The 14,056-nt window shown below is 64.4% G+C and carries 18 protein-coding genes, 2 tRNA genes and 1 pseudogene; 7 read left to right on the top strand and 14 right to left on the bottom strand.

Translation table 11 applies throughout. The features are described from left to right. Positions 1-7: 7 nt before the first annotated feature. Positions 8-775: a LamB/YcsF family protein gene (locus I6N89_RS19015; protein WP_207020088.1), complete on the top strand. Its 768-nt coding sequence runs from the start codon at positions 8-10 to the stop codon at positions 773-775. A 116-nt stretch (positions 776-891) separates the two neighbouring features. On the opposite strand, the gene I6N89_RS19010 is transcribed toward I6N89_RS19015, so the two are convergent. Continuing rightward, a complete protein-coding gene (locus tag I6N89_RS19010; RefSeq protein ID WP_207020087.1) occupies positions 892-1,911 on the bottom strand; it encodes a zinc ABC transporter substrate-binding protein in 1,020 nt (339 codons plus the stop codon). Positions 1,912-2,000: 89 nt separating this feature from the next. Between I6N89_RS19010 and I6N89_RS19005 the strand changes: the two genes are divergently transcribed. The 3 genes from I6N89_RS19005 to I6N89_RS18995 are packed head-to-tail and all read left to right on the top strand — an operon-like array spanning position 2,001 to position 4,034. Further along, the gene (locus tag I6N89_RS19005) at positions 2,001-2,480 is read left to right on the top strand and encodes a transcriptional repressor (protein ID WP_207020086.1); all 480 of its coding nucleotides are present in this window, start codon (positions 2,001-2,003) and stop codon (positions 2,478-2,480) included. Next, positions 2,477-3,244 carry a metal ABC transporter ATP-binding protein gene (locus I6N89_RS19000; RefSeq protein ID WP_207020085.1) on the top strand — a complete coding sequence of 256 codons (768 nt, stop codon included), beginning with the start codon at positions 2,477-2,479 and terminating at the stop codon, positions 3,242-3,244. Before I6N89_RS19005 ends, I6N89_RS19000 begins: the two co-directional genes overlap by 4 nt. Before the next feature lies 1 nt (position 3,245). Then, a complete protein-coding gene (locus I6N89_RS18995) occupies positions 3,246-4,034 on the top strand; it encodes a metal ABC transporter permease (protein WP_207020084.1) in 789 nt (262 codons plus the stop codon). A 51-nt stretch (positions 4,035-4,085) separates the two neighbouring features. Here I6N89_RS18995 and I6N89_RS18990 read toward each other — a convergent pair. Both I6N89_RS18990 and I6N89_RS18985 read right to left on the bottom strand, forming a co-directional pair. Then, positions 4,086-4,162, bottom strand: a tRNA-His gene (locus I6N89_RS18990). A gap of 53 nt (positions 4,163-4,215) precedes the next feature. Then, entirely contained in the window at positions 4,216-4,698 is a 483-nt protein-coding gene (locus I6N89_RS18985) for a GNAT family N-acetyltransferase (RefSeq protein WP_207020083.1), read from the bottom strand. A gap of 98 nt (positions 4,699-4,796) precedes the next feature. Between I6N89_RS18985 and I6N89_RS18980 the strand changes: the two genes are divergently transcribed. Next, positions 4,797-4,991 (top strand): DUF6324 family protein, encoded by a 195-nt coding sequence (locus tag I6N89_RS18980; protein WP_076695728.1) that lies wholly within the window; start codon positions 4,797-4,799, stop codon positions 4,989-4,991. 70 nt (positions 4,992-5,061) lie between these two features. On the opposite strand, the gene I6N89_RS18975 is transcribed toward I6N89_RS18980, so the two are convergent. The 7 genes from I6N89_RS18975 to rlmB all read right to left on the bottom strand — a co-directional run bounded on the left by I6N89_RS18975 (position 5,062) and on the right by rlmB (position 9,864). Continuing rightward, a complete protein-coding gene (locus I6N89_RS18975) occupies positions 5,062-5,526 on the bottom strand; it encodes an MmcB family DNA repair protein (RefSeq protein ID WP_076695726.1) in 465 nt (154 codons plus the stop codon). A 350-nt stretch (positions 5,527-5,876) separates the two neighbouring features. After that, the gene (locus tag I6N89_RS18970; protein ID WP_207020082.1) at positions 5,877-6,206 is read right to left on the bottom strand and encodes a hypothetical protein; all 330 of its coding nucleotides are present in this window, start codon (positions 6,204-6,206) and stop codon (positions 5,877-5,879) included. A gap of 192 nt (positions 6,207-6,398) precedes the next feature. Next, entirely contained in the window at positions 6,399-6,890 is a 492-nt protein-coding gene (nusB, locus tag I6N89_RS18965; RefSeq protein ID WP_207020081.1) for a transcription antitermination factor NusB, read from the bottom strand. After that, the gene (locus I6N89_RS18960) at positions 6,887-7,438 is read right to left on the bottom strand and encodes a 6,7-dimethyl-8-ribityllumazine synthase (protein WP_207020080.1); all 552 of its coding nucleotides are present in this window, start codon (positions 7,436-7,438) and stop codon (positions 6,887-6,889) included. Before I6N89_RS18960 ends, nusB begins: the two co-directional genes overlap by 4 nt. Beyond that, positions 7,438-8,562: a 3,4-dihydroxy-2-butanone-4-phosphate synthase gene (gene ribB / locus I6N89_RS18955; protein WP_207020079.1), complete on the bottom strand. Its 1,125-nt coding sequence runs from the start codon at positions 8,560-8,562 to the stop codon at positions 7,438-7,440. Before ribB ends, I6N89_RS18960 begins: the two co-directional genes overlap by 1 nt. A gap of 135 nt (positions 8,563-8,697) precedes the next feature. Further along, a complete protein-coding gene (locus I6N89_RS18950) occupies positions 8,698-8,994 on the bottom strand; it encodes a hypothetical protein (RefSeq protein WP_207020078.1) in 297 nt (98 codons plus the stop codon). Between the two features lie 90 nt (positions 8,995-9,084). Beyond that, positions 9,085-9,864: a 23S rRNA (guanosine(2251)-2'-O)-methyltransferase RlmB gene (gene rlmB / locus I6N89_RS18945; RefSeq protein WP_207020077.1), complete on the bottom strand. Its 780-nt coding sequence runs from the start codon at positions 9,862-9,864 to the stop codon at positions 9,085-9,087. 129 nt (positions 9,865-9,993) lie between these two features. On the opposite strand from rlmB, the gene I6N89_RS18940 reads away from it, so the two are divergent. Continuing rightward, a tRNA-Tyr gene (locus I6N89_RS18940) sits at positions 9,994-10,077 on the top strand. Positions 10,078-10,636: 559 nt separating this feature from the next. Here the strand turns inward: I6N89_RS18940 and I6N89_RS25535 are convergent. The 3 genes and pseudogenes from I6N89_RS25535 to I6N89_RS18925 form a co-directional block, all read right to left on the bottom strand. Beyond that, positions 10,637-11,614: pseudogene (locus tag I6N89_RS25535) on the bottom strand (recombinase family protein); the annotation flags it as partial. Between the two features lie 23 nt (positions 11,615-11,637). After that, positions 11,638-12,219, bottom strand: coding sequence for a hypothetical protein (locus tag I6N89_RS18930; RefSeq protein ID WP_207020076.1), 582 nt, complete (start codon positions 12,217-12,219; stop codon positions 11,638-11,640). 123 nt (positions 12,220-12,342) lie between these two features. Then, positions 12,343-12,957, bottom strand: coding sequence for a hypothetical protein (locus I6N89_RS18925; protein ID WP_207020075.1), 615 nt, complete (start codon positions 12,955-12,957; stop codon positions 12,343-12,345). Positions 12,958-13,171: 214 nt separating this feature from the next. Between I6N89_RS18925 and I6N89_RS18920 the strand changes: the two genes are divergently transcribed. Beyond that, on the top strand, positions 13,172-13,561 hold the full coding sequence (locus I6N89_RS18920) for a hypothetical protein (RefSeq protein ID WP_207020074.1): 390 nt from the start codon (positions 13,172-13,174) through the stop codon (positions 13,559-13,561). A 72-nt stretch (positions 13,562-13,633) separates the two neighbouring features. Here the strand turns inward: I6N89_RS18920 and I6N89_RS18915 are convergent, their stop codons facing one another. After that, entirely contained in the window at positions 13,634-14,056 is a 423-nt protein-coding gene (locus I6N89_RS18915) for a hypothetical protein (RefSeq protein WP_207020073.1), read from the bottom strand.

The following is a 14,056-nucleotide window of genomic DNA, read 5'->3' as shown; positions in this document are numbered from 1 at the left end:
ACATGCCATGGCATCGGTCGATCTGAACGCGGATATGGGGGAGAGCTTCGGCCCCTGGGTGATGGGGCAGGATTCCGCGCTGCTCGACGTCATCACCTCGGCCAATATCGCCTGCGGCTTTCACGCCGGCGACTGGGACGTGATGGCCGCGACCATGACGCAGTCTGTCGCGCGCGGCACCGGCATCGGCGCGCATCCGGGCTTTCCCGATCTTCAGGGCTTTGGACGTCGGCGCATGCCGATCGCCGGTGACAGCCTGCGCAATCTCGTGGCTTATCAGCTGGGCGCGGCGCAGGCGATGGCGCGGGCGGCGGGCGGCACGGTGCGGCATCTCAAGCTGCATGGGGCGCTGTCGAACATGTGCTCGGAAGACGCCGCGCTGGCGCGGGCGGCCTATGAGGGCGCATTGTCGGTCGATCCGGACATCATAGTCATGGTGCTGGCGGCCACGGCGCAGCAGCAGGCGGTGGAGGCGCTGGGGTGTCGCTGGGCGGGCGAGATCTTTGCCGACCGCGCCTATAACGACGATGCCACGCTTGTCGACCGGTCGCTCCCGGGCGCGGTGATCCACGACCCGGCATTGGCGGCGGAGCGCATGGTGGCGATGGTGCGCGAGGGGGCAATCATCGCCGAGAGCGGCAAGCGCATCCCGGCGCCGGTGGACACGATCTGTCTGCATGGCGACGGCAAGACTGCGCTTGAGATCGCGCGGACGGTGCGGTCGGCGCTCGAGGCGGCCGGGATCGCGTTGGAGGTGTTTACGGGGCGGGGATAGGGGGCCGCGGTGGCGGTCACGGCGGTGCGGTGGACAGATTGCCCACCCTACCCAGAGCCCGTAGGGTGGGCAATCTGCCCACCGTTCGCGCGTTTAATGCCGTGTCGAGCGACGCCTTAGCGCTCTGCGCAGGCGGCGATGCGGCTGGCCAGATCTCCGATCAGCGCGGGATAGAAGCCTGCGCCCGGTTCCAGCGCCATGCCCAGCGGGTCGAGATCCGCAACCCCAATCTCCGTTCCTTCTGTGACGGCGGCGATCAGGCGCGGGTCGAATTGCGGCTCGGCGAAGACGCAGCTGGCGCCGCTGTCGGAGATGACATCGCGCAGTGCGTCGAGCCGGGCCGGGCTGGGATCGGAGGCATCCGCGAGCTTGATCGCGCCGATCACATGCAGGCCGAACGCCTGTTCGTAATACTGATAGGCGTCGTGGAAGACCACGAAACGGTCTTCTTGCACCGCCCCCAACATATCGCGGGCCTCAGACACGGCCTCTTCCAGCGCTGTGCGTGCGGCGGCGGCGTTGGCGCGGTAGGTTTCGGCATTCTCCGGATCGGCCTCGGCCAGCGCATCGGCGATGACCGGCAGCCAGGCGGCGGCATTGTCGGGCGAGAGCCAGAGATGCGGGTCGTCGTCGCCATGATCGTGATCATGCGCATGCGCCGTGTCATGCGCGTGGTCGTCATGATCGTCGTCAGCGTGGTCGTCGTGACCATGATCGTCGTGCGTGTCTTCGTCGTGATCGTGATCGTCGTGCTCATGACCGGTATCGGCCTCGGCGCGGGTGCCGAAAATCGCATTGTCGCGGGCGGCGAGATGCATCACGCCCGGCTGCTCGGAGAGCTCCAGCACCGTGGCCTCGCCGGCGATCGCCTCGATCTTGCGGCCGATGCCCGGCGTCAAGTCCGGCCCGATCCAGAACACCAGCTCCGCCTGCTGAAGCGCGCGCGCCTGCGAGGGGGTCAGCGCGTGGCTATGCGGCGAGGCGCCCTGCGGCACCAGCAGCTCCGGCGAGCCGAGATCGCCCATCACCGAGGCGACCAGCCCCTGCACGGGGCCGATATCGGTGACGGTGCGCGGGGCCTCGGCCCAGAGCGGCGTGGCCAGCAGCAGCGCGGCGGGGAGCAGCGGTTTCAGCATGGTGGGAATCCCGTTATGATATAACATTGTGGGGAGGGTTGATAATCGGGATGCTATAACATATCAACCCCTGGATTACGGAGGTTGTCATGGACACGCTCGGGTTTGCCTCGCACGATCATCGTCACTGCATTTCACAGGCGCTCGGCGCCGCGGAGGAGACCTGCACCGCGCAGGGTCTGCAACTGACGCCACAGCGCCGGCGGGTGCTGGAGATTCTGCTGCGCGAGCACCGGGCCATGGGCGCCTATGAGCTGCTCGACGTGCTGCGCGACGAGGGGCAGGGGGCGCAGCCGCCCACCGTCTACCGGGCGCTGGATTTCCTCGTCAGCCACGGATTCGCCCACAAGATCGAGCGGCTGAATGCCTTTGTCGCCTGCGCCCATCCCGGCGAACGCCACGCCCCGGCCTTTCTCATCTGCTCGGGCTGCGGCGCGGTGGCCGAGATGCCCTCGCGCGGGATCGCGCAGGCGGTGCGCGCCGCGGCGGGCGAGCTGAATTTCGAGGTCGCCCGCATGGTGATCGAAGCCGAGGGGCTGTGCCCGGCCTGCCGGGAGGCGCGGGCATGAGCCTGATCGAGGCCACCGGGCTCTCGGTCTCGCTGGGCAACCATCCGGTGTTGCAGGGGGTCGATTTTCACATCGACCCGGGCGAGATCGTCACCATTGTCGGGCCGAACGGATCGGGCAAGTCGACGCTGCTGCGCATGCTGATCGGTGCGCTGAAGCCCGAGGCGGGGCGCATCCTGCGCAAGCCCGGGCTGCGGCTGGGCTATGTGCCGCAAAAGCTCGCGATGGACCCGACCCTGCCGATGACCGTCATGCGCTTTCTGTCGCTGCCGCGCCGGGTGCCGGCTGCCGAGCGCCGGGCGGCGCTGCAAGAGGCCGGGGCGGAGAGCCTGGGCGAGCGGCCCATGGCGGGGCTCTCCGGCGGGCAGTTCCAGCGGGTGCTGCTGGCGCGCGCGCTGCTCAACAAGCCCGAGCTGCTGCTGCTCGACGAACCGACGCAGGGGCTCGACCAGCCCGGCTCGGCGGCGTTCTATCGGCAGATCGAAGAGATCCGCGCGCATCTGGGCTGCGCCGTGGTGATGGTCAGCCACGAGCTGCATGTGGTGATGAGCGCCTCGGACCGGGTGGTCTGCCTCAACGGGCATGTCTGCTGTCAGGGGCACCCGGAGGTGGTGGCGCAGGCGGCGGAATACCGGGCGCTCTTCGGCACCGGCACCCATGGCGCGCTGGCGCTCTATCGCCACCAGCACAGCCACAGCCATGACGAGACCTGCACCCACGATCACGACCACGGCACAGCGCCGCGACAGGCGGAGGCTGGCTGAGATGCTCGACGATTTCCTGATCCGCGCGGCTTTGGCCGGGCTCGGCCTGGCGCTGGCCACGGCACCGCTGGGCTGTTTCGTGGCCTGGCGCCGCATGGCCTATTTCGGCGACGCCACGGCGCACGCGGCGCTGCTGGGCGTGGCGCTGGCGCTTGCGCTGTCGCTGCCGGTGGTGGCGGGTACGCTGGCGGTGGCGCTGGTCATGGCGCTGCTGGTGGCCACCCTGTCCGAGCGCGGGCTGGCGATGGACACGCTGCTGGGCGTGCTGGCGCATAGCGCGCTGGCCTTCGGGCTGGTGGCGGTGACCTTCGTGCCGGGCGCGCGGCTGGATCTCTCCGCCTATCTCTTCGGCGACATTCTGGCGGTGACCCGTACCGATCTGGCGGTGATCTGGGGCGGCGCTGCGGCGGTGATCGCGCTGATTGGCTGGCGCTGGCAGGCGCTGCTGACCGCGACGGTCTCGCCGGATCTGGCCTGGGCCAGCGGCATCGACCCGCGCCGCGAACAGCGCATCCTGACGCTGGCGCTGGCGCTGGCGGTCGCGGTGGCGATCAAGGTGGTGGGGGCGCTTCTGGTCAGCGCCATGCTGCTGATTCCCGCCGCCGCCGCGCGCCACTTCGCCCGCAGCCCCGAGGCCATGGCGCTGAGCGCCGCCGTGCTGGGGGCCTTGTCGGCGCTGGGGGGGCTCTGGGGCGCCTTCATGCTCGACACGCCCGCCGGGCCCTCGATGGTCTGCGCTGCCGCGATCCTATTTGCCGCAGCCGCCACGTTGCGGCGTCTGAGGGGCTGAAACACCTCCTGAGAGAGGGCAGCTCACCAACATTGTCGAAGTGGGGGAAGGTGGTACCGCCTCCCCGGCTCGAACGGGGGACCTCTTGATCCACAATCAAGCGCTCTAACCTACTGAGCTAAGGCGGCACGTTCGCGGGGAATAGCGTCGCCTCCGGATGAATGCAAGCCGAAATCCGGAGCTAAAGTGCACGTTCCCAATGCTGTTCCACGAGCTCGACGCCAAAGCTGCGCACCGGGGTCGCGCTGATGCAGGCAAAGCCGTTGCGGGCATAAAGCGCACAGGCGGCGCGGTGGCTTTCATGGGTCCAGAGGGTCATGCGGCGGTATCCGCGGGCGCGGGCAAAGGCCATGCAGGTGTCGAGCAGGTGCCGGCCCAGTCCCTTGCCGCGCGCGGCGGGGTCGAGCAGGAAGAGCCGCAGCTTGGCGGTGTCGTCGTCGAGCCGAACGCAGAAGATGCTGCCGAGGCGCTGCCCGTCCTGCCAGGCGATCCAGCCGGCCTCGCGCGCCGGGTCGTGCCCGGTCTCGAAACCGCGCAGGATCTCGTCCACCAGCGCCGGAAAGCTCTCGTCGAACCCCTCGTCGCGGGCATAGAGGCGGCCATGGGCCTCGACCAGCCAGGGGCGGTCGGCGGCGGTATAGGGTTTCAGCACGGGCGCGGTCATGCGGGCAGGGTTCCACCGGGCGGCTTGCAAATCAAGCGCCCCGGGGATAATGCGCAGAGATGCCGCAGCCGCCGGACGGCCGCAGGAAGGGACAGGCCATGGGTATCAACACCGAACGCGATCTCGAAGCGAATTTGCAGATCGGACCGACCGATCACGGCATGGTCCGGCTGTTCGTCAGCGCGGGCGAGATGGAGATGCCGATGGATTTCGATCCCGAAGAGGCGGAGGAGATCGCCGAAGAGCTTCGCGCCGCCGCCGCCGCCGCGCGCAAGGTCAAGACGAAGCGCTGAGGCCGGGACAACTCTCTTCGAAGAGAGTTGCAAATTCCTTGAAAGGAATTTGCCCACGGACCCTAGCTGTTCAGCCCCAGCCGTCGAGCGCGGCGCCGGGATCGCGCAGCGCCTGCAACCGCCGCGCCGCATGCACCGCAAACCGCCGGATCAGCGCATTGCGCCGCGCGCCCGCGAGCTTCGTCTCCGGCCCCATGCGCAGGATCTCCGCGTCATAACCGTCGGCAATGATCAGCCCGGTGCCCTCGGGCAGCAGCTCGGTGGGAAACTCCGAATCCACCGCCCAGAAATAGCGGTCGCACCAGTCGAGATAGCCCTGCCATTTGCCGTCCGAGAGGAAATCGGCGCGGCTGCTCTTGCATTCGACCACCCAGATCTCGCCCTTTGGCCCCAGCGCCATCACATCGACGCGCTTGCCGCGTTCGGGCACGAATTCTTCGATCACCGAGAATCCATGCCCGGCGGAAAGGTGACGGCAGACGCCGCGGGCCAGCCATTGGCCGGGCATCAGGGGAGAGTCGGGGGCGAGTGTCATGGCGGAAGAGTATGAACATTACGTGAACAAATGCAAGCGTGCGGGCTGCGGTCACGATTTGCGCGATGGGCTCTTGCCGCGCCCGCATCCGCATCCTATCTCGGGGTCAGGCGGGTTCTGCCCTTCTCGTGTCATGGTTGCATTCCGGTGGCCTTAAGCAATTCCGAGGGAGCTGGCTCTGTCCGGACCGTGGTCTGGTTACCTGGCGCCCACCTGTATATACAGGTCCTCGGGAATGAGATAACCTCACGGTTGGTGTGGTTCCCGCCGCAGATTTCCCAATAGATTGATCCGAAAAGAAAAAGCGCCCCTCGGGGCGCTTTCGTTCAAGGTCTCTGCGGAGGCCGCGCTCAGAGCAGGCGGCGGCGTGCCTTGCGGTTGCCGGGCGCTTCTGCCGGCACCGGCGCGGGGGTGAGCGTGGTCAGGCGCTGGCGCTTGCCGCCGGCGGGGGGCGTGCCGTTGTCTTCCATCCGCATGATGGTGATCGCGAACTGCACCCCGGCAAAGACCAGCCCGTTGAACAGCCACAGCAGGAACACCGCCAGCAGGCCGGCCTCTGAATGGGTCACGAGATGGTAGAGATTTGCAACGTTCAGCCAGAGCAGCAGGCCGACGAAAACCGTCGACAGGCCGAACCCGGCGAAGACTTGCAGGATGTAGAGGCGCACGAGGCGGGGCATGGGCAATCTCCTTGCTGCGCGAAAGAAGGTATCGCGCCGCGTCGGTTTGGCAAGGGCAAAGCGGCGCCCCTGGCTGCTATATCCCCAATCTGGAATGTCTTTGGCCAAAGCGCAAGCGTCGCAGGGTCGCAGGGTGGCCTGCGACCTGGTGCTGCCGTCGTGATTGTGCGGGAGAGCGGGCGCGGGCCGCGCTCAGAACGCCTCGGGCTTTGCCTCGCGGGCCATGTGGTCGAGCACGGCGTTGACGAATTTCGCCTCGCGGCCCTCGGGAAAGAAGGCGCGGGCCACGTCGACATATTCCGAGATCACCACCCGGGGCGGCGCGTCGCTGTCGACGAACTCGGCCCCGGCGGCACGGAAGAGGGCGCGCAGCGTCGGGTCGATGCGCGCGATGGGCCATTTCGCCACCAGCGCCCGGTCGGTCATCTGGTCGATCTTGGCCTGCCAGTTCACCGCCGAAGAGGTGATCCTGCCGAAGAGCTCGATATCGCCCTCCAGCATCTCGACGCCTTCCTCGATCTCGGCGCCGAAGCGGTAATCGAGGAATTCGGACTGCACCTTCTCGGCGGTCTGGCCGGCGGCCTCCATCTGGTAGAGGGCCTGCACGGCATAGAGCCGCGAGGCGGATTTCATCCGCCGTTTCTGATTGCCGGAGAGGGCCGGGGGTGCGTCCGGGGTGGTCATGCGCTGTCTTTTCCTTGCGAGCCGCCCGCCACCTGGAACTCGTCCCGGGCGGGTACGAATCCCACCCCCTTGCGGGCGCCGCCCCACCTACGGGCCAGCGCGAGCAGATGCAAGGCCGCAGCGGCCGCGCCGCCGCCCTTGTTCTGCCCCGCCGCCTCGGCGCGGACGCGGGCCTGCTCGTGGTTCTCCACGGTGAGGATGCCGTTGCCGATGCAGAGCCCCTGAAGACCCAGCAGCGCCAGCGCGCGCGAACTGTCGTTGCACACGGTCTCGTAATGCGTGGTCTCGCCCCGGATCACGCAGCCGAGCGCCACGTAGCCGTCGAAATTCGACATGCGCTCGGCGATGCCGATGGCGGTCGGCACTTCCAGCGCGCCGGGCACCTCGATCACCTCGTGAAAGCCGCCCGCGGCCTCGATCTCGTCAGTGGCGCCCTTCACCAGCTCGTTGGCGATATCCTTGTAATAGGGCGCCACGACGATGAGGATCTTGACCGGCTTGTCGAAGGACGGGCGCGGCAGGGTGTAGTGTTCTTCGTTCGAGGCCATCAGGCGCCTCCGATCTTGCGGGTGCCCACGATCTCGAGCCCGTAGGCCTCGAGCCCGACGATCTTCGGGGTGGGGGAATTGGTCAGCAGGATGAGCTCGGAAAGGCCCAGCGAGGAGAGGATCTGCGCGCCGAGCCCGTATTGCCGCAGCGTCTTGGGCGAGGTGCCTTCCTGCGGGTCGAGCTTCATCGCGGTGTCGCGCAAGAGCACCACGACGCCCCGGCCTTCCTCGGCGACGGTGTGCATGGCGTCTCGGAACTCGTCGGCGCGGCCGGGGTGGCCGGTGCCGACGATATCCATCATCGGATCCATCGCATGCATGCGCACCAGCACCGGTTCCGGCGTGGTGATGTCGCCCTTGCTGAGCACGATATGCTCATCGCCATGGGTGGTGTCGCTGTAGATGCGCATATGCCATTCGCCGCCGAATTCCAGGCTGACGGTCTCTTCCTTCTCGGCGCGCACGAGGTTGTCGTTGCGGCGGCGGTAGGAGATCAGGTCGGAGATGGTGCCGATCTTGAGCCCGTGGCGCTGTGCGAAGGCGACCAGTTCGGGCAGGCGCGACATGGTGCCGTCCTCGTTCATGATCTCGCAGATCACGCCCGCGGGGTTGAGCCCGGCGAGGCGCGAGACGTCGACCGCCGCCTCGGTATGGCCGGCGCGCACCAGCACGCCGCCGGATTTGGCGCGCAGCGGGAAGACATGGCCGGGGGTTGCGATATCCTGCGCGCCCTTGGAGGCGTCGATGGCCACGGCCACGGTCTTGGCGCGGTCGGCGGCGGAGATGCCGGTGGTCACCCCCTCGCGGGCCTCGATCGAGATGGTGAAGGCGGTCTCGTGGCGCGAGGAATTGTTGGTGGACATGAGCTGGAGGCCGAGCTGGTCGCAGCGCTCCGCCGTCATCGAGAGGCAGATCAGCCCGCGCCCGTGAGTGGCCATGAAATTGATCGCGTCCGGGGTCGCCCATTGCGCGGGGATCACCAGATCGCCCTCGTTCTCGCGGTCTTCATGATCGACCAGGATGAACATGCGCCCGTTGCGGGCGTCCTCGATGATCTCCTCGACCGAGGAAATCGCATCTGTCCAGTCCGTCTCGACGGGCCCCGGGGTTTCGTAATCGGCCATCTCGCGCCTCCTGTACCGTTCCTGCCAGATAAGAGAAACGGGCGGAAATGGCTAGGGCGGTTTTGCGTCGAGCCGCTTTGCGCGTGGCGGTGACCGCGGCTTTGGGAGTATTTGAAGAATGATGAAGGGGCGGGGTCAGTCGAAGATGTCGTCGAGAAGGTCGAACAGCCCCTTTGCGGCTTTCTTGCCGAAGGATTTCTTCTTTTTCTTCTTCGCTTTCCGCAGTGCCTTGTGGCGCTTTTTCGGGTCTTCGCGAAATGCCGAAGGGCGGTGGCGCGTGGCGTTGCGTTCGACCCGCTCGGGGCGGAGCTGTTTCAGCTCGTGCAGCGGCGCGCCGCAGGAGGCGCAGACCAGCTCGTGCCGCCCGGCATCGAGGATCAGCGCGGCGCGGGTGCCGCAATAGGAACAGGTGGCGATCTTGGTGGTCGGCATGGGATCCGATATGGGCCGGCGCGGGGCAGGCTGCAAGCGCCGGTCGGGAAGATCAGGCGAGGTTACGGGCGCGCTGCATAAAGCGCGGATTCATGGGCGCGCTGCATAGAGCGCGACCGCCGCCGCGTTCGAGACATTGAGCGAGCCGAAGCCGCCGGCGAAGTCGATGCGCACCAGCCGGTCCACGGTGTCTTTCGTCTTTTCCCGAAGGCCCGGACCTTCGGCCCCCAGCACCAGCGCCACGGCCCGGTCGCGCAGCCCGTCGAGCGCCTCTTCGACGGTGCCTTCGGCCTCGCCGTCGAGCCCGAACACCAGATAGCCCATCTCCTGAAGCGCGCGGATCGTATCGGCGAGGTTGCGTTCGCGCAGATAGGGCTGGCGTTCGAGCGCGCCGCTTGCGGTCTTGGCCAGCGCGCCGGTTTCGGGCGCCGAATGGTGCAACGTGCCGATCACCGCCTGCGCGCCGAACACCTCCGCCGAGCGCAGGATGGCGCCGACGTTATGCGGATCGGTCACCCGGTCGAGCAGTACCAGCCGGGGCGGGCGCGTGCCGTCGCCAAGCGCCACATCCGCCAGCCGCCCCCAGTCGAGCGGTTTCACCTCCAATGCGGCGCCCTGATGCACCGATTGCGGATCGAGCGGCGCCTGGAACCTGCGCGGGTCGTGGATCTCGGGCGCGATGCCCGCCGCTTCGATGGCATCGGCGAGTTTTATCTGCGCGTTGGGCGTCACGATCAGGCGCAGCTTCTCGCGGCGCGGATTCACCAGCGCGTCGCGCACCGCGTGCAGACCGAAGAGCCAGACGGTTTCCGCGGAGCGGGCCTTTTTCGCCTGCTCCTTTTCCACCACCCATTTCGGTTTTTTCGCCATGACACACCCCTTTTCCTGCGGTGCCGTTCCCTTGCCTCTCTGCCGTCCGCATCGCAAGGGATTTTCCTGTTGACGATGGTTTTGGTCGACTGTAATCAGCCCACCACGCCGGGTCACCGGTGGGAAAGTGGGCGACAGGCCGCAAGGTGTGGCAGGGGACTGTAACTCCCTCGCGGAGACGCACGCTTGGTTCGATTCCAAGGTCGCCCACCATCCCGCACTTTAGGGATGAAAAATCCGCTAACACCTTGAAAGGAAAGGTGGTTTCAGCGGTTCGATAACCCTCATTTCGGCTATACCTTAAAGGCTCTGCAAAGGCCAGTTTGAGCACTGTGCGCTTGAGGGCAAAGTTGCCATTTTTGTAAATATTCCAAGGGTTTGCTAAAAATTCCAAGGCCGGTTCGATAAAATCAGCCAGGCGTGCCTCGTTCGGCACTGCTGACTCGACCCGTTCAGCCAGTCTGATCTTCTCGCGCTCCAGCTCTTCGATGCGCTTTTCGTAGGCTCCAATCACAGACGGTCTGGTCGCATCCATGATGCGGTCCAGCAAGTTGTCGATCTGCTTGCTTGCATCCTTGAGCTGGGATTCTAGTGCCTTGCGCGCGCCAATGGCCTCCTTGCGGCGCATCTCCCAAATATCAGTGAAGATGGCCTTGGCGAGGTTCATGAGCTGCGTGGCCGGTTGCAGACCGCGCAGGAGAGCTTCTGCACCATCTTCGATATCAGCGCGGCGGATCGACTTGCGCTTGGAGCCACAGCTTGGCGTATCGCACAGATAATAGGGATAGAGCTTGTTACGCCCCTTCGACCAGCAGGAGGTCATCGGTTCCCCGCAATCATCGCACAGCACGAAGCCGCGCAGCGGGAAGTCCTGATTGATATCCTTGCGGGCGGGCGCGTTCAACGTGCCCTTGAGACGCGCTTGGATGCGCTCGTAGGTGGAAAAGCTAATCAACGGCTCATGATGGCCTTTGCGCAAGGAAACGCCCCATTTCGGGGCTTCAATGCAGCCTGCGTAGACCGCGCGCTCCAACATGTCGCGCACCTTCGTCGGGTGGACATAGCCGCTCTTGCCGCTTTTCGGGAAATCCGGCTGGGCTTCAAGGAAGCGCTTCACCTCGGCTTGTGAGCGGAAGCGACCGCTGGCGAAGCCTTCGAGAGCTTCGGCGATGATGGAAGCGACAGGCTCGTCCCGAACCAGAATCTTGCCGTGCACTTTGTCTTTCTCGTAGCGGTAGCCGACCGGGCGGAAAAAGACGTAGTAGCCTTTCTCAACGCGGGCGGTCATCTTCTGGACGACCTGACGGCCATTTTGTTCACGCTCCAGCTGGCCGGAGGCCGCAAACATCGTTTCGACAAACCGGCCTTCGGGGGAATCATCAAAACGGAAATTCAGGCATTCGACGCGCGCTCCAAACGAGGCGAGCTTCTCGCGCAAGTCCCAATGGAAGCGAGTATCGCGGGCGAAACGCTTCAAATCATCGAAGATGACTGTGTAGTTTTGACCTGGCTCAGACGCCAAGAACGCCAGCAAGGCGCGCATGGCGGGGCGTTTCATGAAGTCGCCGCCACCGGTGATATCATCGGTGAAGACCATCTCGACATCAAAGCCGCGCTCTTCCGCGTATTTACGGCAGCGGTGCTCCTGGCTCTCAAGGCCGTGGCCTTGCGTCTTCTGCTTCTTGTCCGAGACACGGCAGTAGATGAGCGCGGCGTTCGCGCCTTCCGTATTTGCTAGTGCATGCTGCATGACTCCTCCTTGTCCTGCGGCTGCTAAACAGCCGCGCAGTAGTTGAATTTTTCGCTTAAGGATACTGCCTCAGAGCTTACCATATCTCGGGACTCGGGGGCAGAGTCATCCTCACTAAATCCAAGTTTTCCACAGGCTTGGTCGGTCAAATCCAGACCAAACCCCTTGTCGTAGAACTCCATGCCGATCAGAAACAGGCCTTCGAGAATCTGGCGCTTCTGCTCATCGCTGACACCTGAACCCTCAAAGAAGGGCTCGTATTTCCGGAAATCCAACTTGGCGGTTGGCCTCGGTCCATCTTCGATGGAAAAGCCGAGGGTGCCGCCAAGACCCGGCATGTCATCAATACCATCTTCACTCATCAAAACACCTGCCCATCCGCGCGTTTTTGCGCTGTGGGGCGCAAGAGCGCCGGTTAATCGGTGCCCTTGATGTCCGTTGTCGCTGGCCTTGAGGGTTTGATGGTGGCCCGGAGCTTCATGCGGCTCCGGTGCCGTGTTGGAAGTGCTGCTTCCTCCATCCTCTTTCAGTTTAGCATAATTTATGCGGCTCTCGCAAAAAGCAGGGCTGGCGTTTGCCTTGCGGTTCTTCCTTGGGCGGGGCATGAGAGGTTTCCATCATCTTGTTTTCGATGATGAAAATCTGGCGATTGCCTCCTTATGCGTTTGACGCTCGGGGGGTGCTCACCCAGCACTGAGCCGGAAACGGATGAGAAACGTGGCTGCGCTTTACCGCCAGCGATACTTGCTGATGTCCATCGGCCTCTCTTCTAGCTCAGCCAGAAAATTCTCAGCCATGACGCGATGGAAGTATTCATCGCTCGCATCCTCCCCCACGGCTTCTTTGGTCATCAGCCTGTATGCCGCCAAGGCCAGATCACCTCTGTACGGAGGCTTTATACCTTTGCGCAGCGCGCTGATGTGACGGACCTCCAGCTCAAGCGCCGTTGTGGTTTGGATGTAGGGCTTGTCACCGTAGAGCGCGCGGTAGACGGTATAGCCATAGGCATCCAAGGCGTGCTGGATTGTTTCTTCCGCCACGTGCTCGACAATTTCGATGTAGAGCTCAAGGTCATTCAGCCGCACATTTTTCAAGTAAGGAAAATCGCTCAGGAACTGGCGCTCAATCGTCATCTCCGAGAGGACGTAACCAAACCGGCAGAAGTAATTGGCAATAGTTTTGACGCTGGGAGCAGCCTGCAGTTCAAGCTCCATGATACCGCTACGGGCTGCGCGCGACGAGTATCCGCCAAGCCAGAACCAGACGAGCAACGCAAACTGTTCTTCATCAACCCGCGCATTCCGGCAGTAGCGGTTTGCTGGGAGCCATTCCTTTCGAGGCACGGGCGTCTCCCAAGGCAAACGAATCAGGCGGTACGCTAAACTACCACAGCTCAGAGGATCGCACGCCTGATTCGCTTGGCGAGTTCTTTCGCTGTTCCCATATCCCCCGGAGCACGACAAAGCGTGCCAGTGAAAGAGGACCGATGAACTAGAATGTCGATAGCACATCCTAAGGACGCAACCCCATGATTCCATAGAGAAAAGAAAGAATGCCATGTTTGCCACATCTTGCACAAAGGACGAAAAGATCGCCGTCCTGGCCGATCACCAAATCGCCAACCGCCGTCTCTACCGCGAACACATCTGGAAGCCTGCACGCGCCATGCACGAGGAAGTCGGCTCCTACGCCGCATGGCGAAGGGTTCTGGTCGAAATCGAAGACTATGACGGTCGGCTCTACTTCCCCAATCAGCGCCCGTTCCGCCACAACGAAATCTACGAGATGTTCTCCGATGTCTCGAACCGCTGGATGGGGCTCTTCCTAGAGACCGCGCCCTGCGGCACCCTCCCCAAACGCTATGCCAGCCCGCTCACCTATGACCGCGTTCGCGTGATCGAGCTGTATTGCCGTATCTACGGAGCGAATGACGGCATCGCCGCCTGACACCGCCCGAAGAAAAAAAAACGCCCCGAAGCGCGAGCGCCCGCGCTTCGGGGTTTTCTATTTTGGAAAGTTTTAAAGACTGGCGCGCAGCAGCGCCCAGAGGCCGTAGAGCATCCCCGGCCATAGAAGCGACAGCGGCCAGCCGAGCCAGACCGGAAAGGCAAAGATCGACAGCCATACAAGGCCGCGCGCCAGCAATTCCGGCGCGGCGGGGCCGTGGTTGAGAGTTCTCACCGGATCATGATCGCCCCGCGCCAGCGCGTCCGAGACATCAGGCAGATCGACCGTTCGCAGGTTCGAAACTTGGCGCACCTGCCAGAGCAGGATGGCGCTCCAAAGCGCAGAGATTAAAAGCGGGATTGGCCCGGCAATCCCGATGCCTTGCGCATAGTATGGATGAAAGAGCGGCAGGTTGATGATCCCGCTCAGCAAGATGGCGAGCGCGGCATAGCCAAAGATGATGTTGGCAGCGGCCAGGAGGATGAATTTTCTCAT

It is taken from the genome of Salipiger abyssi, assembly GCF_017311415.1.
Classification (GTDB): domain Bacteria; phylum Pseudomonadota; class Alphaproteobacteria; order Rhodobacterales; family Rhodobacteraceae; genus Salipiger; species Salipiger abyssi_A.
This window is presented reverse-complemented; position numbering and strand designations above follow the sequence as displayed.

What these genes read in the sequence shown, in the direction of transcription:
- I6N89_RS19015 (WP_207020088.1), top strand. Translation starts at nt 8, where the DNA reads ATGGCATCGGTCGATCTGAACGCGGATATGGGGGAGAGCTTCGGCCCC.
- I6N89_RS19010 (WP_207020087.1), bottom strand. Translation starts at nt 1,911, where the DNA reads ATGCTGAAACCGCTGCTCCCCGCCGCGCTGCTGCTGGCCACGCCGCTC.
- I6N89_RS19005 (WP_207020086.1), top strand. Translation starts at nt 2,001, where the DNA reads ATGGACACGCTCGGGTTTGCCTCGCACGATCATCGTCACTGCATTTCA.
- I6N89_RS19000 (WP_207020085.1), top strand. Translation starts at nt 2,477, where the DNA reads ATGAGCCTGATCGAGGCCACCGGGCTCTCGGTCTCGCTGGGCAACCAT.
- I6N89_RS18995 (WP_207020084.1), top strand. Translation starts at nt 3,246, where the DNA reads ATGCTCGACGATTTCCTGATCCGCGCGGCTTTGGCCGGGCTCGGCCTG.
- I6N89_RS18985 (WP_207020083.1), bottom strand. Translation starts at nt 4,698, where the DNA reads ATGACCGCGCCCGTGCTGAAACCCTATACCGCCGCCGACCGCCCCTGG.
- I6N89_RS18980 (WP_076695728.1), top strand. Translation starts at nt 4,797, where the DNA reads ATGGGTATCAACACCGAACGCGATCTCGAAGCGAATTTGCAGATCGGA.
- I6N89_RS18975 (WP_076695726.1), bottom strand. Translation starts at nt 5,526, where the DNA reads ATGACACTCGCCCCCGACTCTCCCCTGATGCCCGGCCAATGGCTGGCC.
- I6N89_RS18970 (WP_207020082.1), bottom strand. Translation starts at nt 6,206, where the DNA reads ATGCCCCGCCTCGTGCGCCTCTACATCCTGCAAGTCTTCGCCGGGTTC.
- nusB (WP_207020081.1), bottom strand. Translation starts at nt 6,890, where the DNA reads ATGACCACCCCGGACGCACCCCCGGCCCTCTCCGGCAATCAGAAACGG.
- I6N89_RS18960 (WP_207020080.1), bottom strand. Translation starts at nt 7,438, where the DNA reads ATGGCCTCGAACGAAGAACACTACACCCTGCCGCGCCCGTCCTTCGAC.
- ribB (WP_207020079.1), bottom strand. Translation starts at nt 8,562, where the DNA reads ATGGCCGATTACGAAACCCCGGGGCCCGTCGAGACGGACTGGACAGAT.
- I6N89_RS18950 (WP_207020078.1), bottom strand. Translation starts at nt 8,994, where the DNA reads ATGCCGACCACCAAGATCGCCACCTGTTCCTATTGCGGCACCCGCGCC.
- rlmB (WP_207020077.1), bottom strand. Translation starts at nt 9,864, where the DNA reads ATGGCGAAAAAACCGAAATGGGTGGTGGAAAAGGAGCAGGCGAAAAAG.
- I6N89_RS18930 (WP_207020076.1), bottom strand. Translation starts at nt 12,219, where the DNA reads ATGCCCCGCCCAAGGAAGAACCGCAAGGCAAACGCCAGCCCTGCTTTT.
- I6N89_RS18920 (WP_207020074.1), top strand. Translation starts at nt 13,172, where the DNA reads ATGTTTGCCACATCTTGCACAAAGGACGAAAAGATCGCCGTCCTGGCC.
- I6N89_RS18915 (WP_207020073.1), bottom strand. Translation starts at nt 14,056, where the DNA reads ATGAGAAAATTCATCCTCCTGGCCGCTGCCAACATCATCTTTGGCTAT.